2 protein-coding genes and 1 pseudogene are annotated in these 2,353 nt (G+C 36.0%); all 3 read right to left on the bottom strand.

The annotated features are described in order from the left end of the window. Positions 1–1,754, bottom strand: a 1,754-nt coding sequence (locus BWGOE10_RS29080) for a DNA topoisomerase (RefSeq protein ID WP_070168369.1), incomplete at its 3' end; no start/stop codon positions are given. Positions 1,755–1,769: 15 nt separating this feature from the next. Then, positions 1,770–1,904 carry a hypothetical protein gene (locus BWGOE10_RS33785; protein WP_265340986.1) on the bottom strand — a complete coding sequence of 45 codons (135 nt, stop codon included), beginning with the start codon at positions 1,902–1,904 and terminating at the stop codon, positions 1,770–1,772. A 145-nt stretch (positions 1,905–2,049) separates the two neighbouring features. Beyond that, positions 2,050–2,353, bottom strand: a pseudogene (locus BWGOE10_RS29075) (hypothetical protein); the annotation flags it as partial.

Here is a 2,353-nt window from a genome sequence, read left to right as displayed (position 1 = left end):
ACAACAAATTCCTCATATTTCATTTCTTTCTTTTCGATCATGTAGATCATCCCTTCCATTTCAGCCGTATAAGCTGGATTTTTGATTTCATCTACCGGAAAAGCATCTATAAACGCACGACCAATATTAGTGGTTCGAATCTGACTGTTGGTAACATCAATATAGCTTCGCTCTAACAGTTTCGGGATAAACGTTTCTTCCGTTGCGACTGTCCCAATCCGTTTTCCCTTCATAAGTTCTTTCAAATGTTCATCATCTAATTTACGTCCTGCTGTCTCCATAAAGGTTAAAATGGAGCTTTCGGTATGAAAGGCTGGTTTCTTCGTTCGGGACTCAATCAAGTCATACTGAACGATTCTGAAAGAATCCCCTTCTCGTAAAATAGGTATCTGAAATGCTTCAACTGATCCCTCTTCTATATCCTCTTGAAACACACTTAGAAACCCTTTCTCTTGTAGGATCTTTTCTTTTGTACTATATGTGTTGCCCTCTTGATCTATAAAATGTACTTCTCTTACCAGGTAGATTGCTGGTTTCATAAAATTCCCGATAAATCGTTTTACAATCAAGTCATATAACTGTTTTTCTAATGGATTTCGGTTGGTCCCGACATATAATTTTGTTGTTGGGATGATGGCAAAGTGACTACTGACTAATTCATCATTAAAAGTAGAATGTTTTTTCGTAATAGAAGATGGAATTACTTGTTGTACGAGATTTGCATAGGAGCTTTTTTCTAATGCTGCCATTACTTCCTTCACTCGTTCCACTTGCTCTGTAGGTAAATGCCTAGATGAAGAACGAGGGTAAGTAATAAAACCTTCTTCATACAAACTCTGAATATGTTTTTTTGCTGTTTCTGCATTTATTTTCAACTTGGCGTGAGCATCTTTGTAGATATCCGTTAAGTTATATAATAATTTTGGTTTCTTTTTTCTCGTACTTTCTTTAAATTCCGTTACGATTACATTCGTTTCTTTCAAGCTATCTCCAAGTTTTTGTAGTGGTGATGGATCTATCAATTGATCTTCTGTTTTCATGACCGGTGATAAACCGTTTTCCGTTAGTAGCTTTAAATTGTAGTAGGTTTGTTCTTTATAGTTTTGAATTGCAATTTCCCTTTGACGAATTTCATTCAAGATACACATTTGAACACGACCAGAAGCCAATAAGAATTGGTTTCTTGCTAGTTTTGATGTACAACCCCTTGTAACATTAATTCCTAGAATATAATCCAGGTATTGCCTTGCTTTAGCGGATTGTGCAAGCCCATCATAGTCTGTTCCTGGTTCTAATCGGTTCAATGCTCCCTCTAATTCTGCGGCCTCATAGGAAGAGATAAAAAGACGGGATTCTCGCTTGTTCACACCTGCATATTCAACTATTTCACGATAGATAAGCTCACCTTCCTTATCCGCATCACAAGCGTTTGCCACATGATCTACATCGGGACGATTTAACAACTTAACCAGTATTTCAATTTGTTCAAGACTATCTGATTTCGCTTTATATTCCGGCTCTAAAATAATGGGCAAGTGATCAAAATTAAATTCTTTGTATCTTTCATCCATTTCCTCCGGATATTTTAGTTCTAATAAATGCCCTCGGCACCAACTAATAATGTAATTTTCATTTTCATAGTAGCCATAATATGGCTTGCTTCCTGGATGCTTTTGTGAGTTTCTAAATCTAGGTGATTTTAATAATTCAACAGCTACCTTTGGCTTTTCTGCAATAAACAATGTTTTCCCCATAAGTAGTACCTCCTATTAATCTGTAATTTCAGTTTCACGCTTCCATTTCTTATTTCTGCGCTTTTTCATTATTCTGTGACCAAATAATAGCAACATGTTCAAAAAGACTGCTACAAGGAACATACAGCCCGCAAATAGCCATACATTCATGACATTCACTCCTTTCGTTCTATAAACAAGAAAGAGGGCTTTTACTTTTACCCTCTTTCTTGTTTAGATATAAAAAAATCACTCTTCGTTATCTCAATTGAGTAACAAAAAATGATTTAATCTGGTGTTCCTGCTATACAATTTTTCATCGTTCCATTTCCATTGTTTCTTTTTTTCTACCCGATTTCTTTGTAGCCTTCGACCGCTCTACATTACCAGGCTCTGGCTCTTTGTCTTTTTCTTTATGATTCGTTTGTTTTCCGTTCAATGGCTGAAATCTTTTATCTACATCTATTTCCTTTGAAGTTGTAGACTGATTCACCGTTATTCCTTCTTTCCCAAGCTTCTCATCCACCTGGTTTTCTAATTTTACTACGTGTTCCTGGCTTACCAGCTCATTATCAATCGAAACATATTTCGTTGTATAATACCGTTCTTCAGCTTTTACA

Origin of the sequence: Bacillus mycoides, from assembly GCF_001757995.1 — a bacterium.
In the GTDB taxonomy this organism is placed as follows: domain Bacteria; phylum Bacillota; class Bacilli; order Bacillales; family Bacillaceae_G; genus Bacillus_A; species Bacillus_A mycoides_B.
Note: the sequence above shows the minus strand (reverse complement) of the source record. Positions and strands in the feature narration are given on the sequence as shown.

Bases quoted from the DNA above. Each gene is read 5' to 3' on its own strand.
- BWGOE10_RS33785 (WP_265340986.1), bottom strand. From the start codon at position 1,904: ATGAATGTATGGCTATTTGCGGGCTGTATGTTCCTTGTAGCAGTCTTT.